Here is a 1107-nt window from a genome sequence, read left to right on the forward strand (position 1 = left end):
CCAGAGAAACGAAAGCGCATTTTTTGGCTGATGCCTTCTTTACTTAGTAGAACGGCAAATAGCAGGTCGCCAGGCACACAAAAGCGTTTGTTATCTTCATCATGAATAGGGTTGTAATCACCAGCCACGCGCTTAGCAAAGTGACTTGCTTGTTCACGAGTGAATTGAAATTGATGATTATTGTTTGAAAAATAAGGTGTTAGAAACATAATTATTAAGTAGTAACCAAAACTGTAAGGGATTATATGCGAATATCTGAGTAGCAATGGTCCATCCAGTAGAAAGTTCACTGCATTTTGACAATGCGCACCCAAATCAGCAGATAAACGTTTAAAAACACATGCTTGAATGGCTTATCCATTTATGATGCGAATAAGTGCGTCGCGCGACTCTGATATCACTCACGAATTGTTAAGAGTATAGACACAAAAAAGGCTCCACGAAGAGGTGGAGCCTAGACTGAAGTTTGCTTCTACAGATTAATGTACGCTTGGCAGAAGGTTCTCTGGCATCAGTGCGTTATGTAGAGCGAGTTTCAACAATGTGTTTGCTTGCTCGATATCGGGTGCAAAGTAACGGTCTTTATCGTAGAACGACACTTTTTCACGCAGCATCTGTTTTGCAATTTCGATTCGCTCAGACGATTTATTTGGCGCTCTGAAATCCAAACCTTGCGCCGCCGATAGATATTCGACAGCCAGAATGCCGCGAGTGTTTTCACCCATTTCTTTCAGTCTGCGAGCCGCGAATGTCGCCATTGACACGTGGTCTTCTTGGTTTGCTGATGTTGGTAAGCTGTCTACTGAGGCTGGGTGAGCAAGGGTCTTGTTTTCACTTGCCAATGCCGCAGAGGTTACTTGAGCAATCATGAAGCCAGAGTTCACACCACCATTATCGACTAAGAACGGCGGCAGTTTTGATAGCGCGCTGTCGATGAGAAGTGCCATACGACGCTCGGACAAACTGCCGATTTCTGCAATGGCGAGAGCTAAGTTGTCGGCTGCCATCGCAACAGGTTCTGCATGGAAGTTACCGCCAGAGATGATGTCGTTATCTTCTGCAAATACTAATGGGTTATCAGAAACGGAGTTCGCTTCTACTTGCAAT

2 protein-coding genes are annotated in these 1107 nt (G+C 44.5%); both read right to left on the bottom strand.

The features are described from left to right. The coding region (locus R7M72_RS25550) for a DUF3581 family protein (RefSeq protein ID WP_318056520.1) at positions 1–209 on the bottom strand (209 nt) is incomplete at its 3' end. A 270-nt stretch (positions 210–479) separates the two neighbouring features. Continuing rightward, positions 480–1107, bottom strand: a 628-nt coding sequence (locus R7M72_RS25555) for an aromatic amino acid lyase (RefSeq protein WP_318056521.1), incomplete at its 5' end; no start/stop codon positions are given.

It is taken from the genome of Vibrio sp. YT-18, from assembly GCF_033337345.1.
GTDB classification, from domain to species: Bacteria; Pseudomonadota; Gammaproteobacteria; order Enterobacterales; family Vibrionaceae; genus Vibrio; species Vibrio alginolyticus.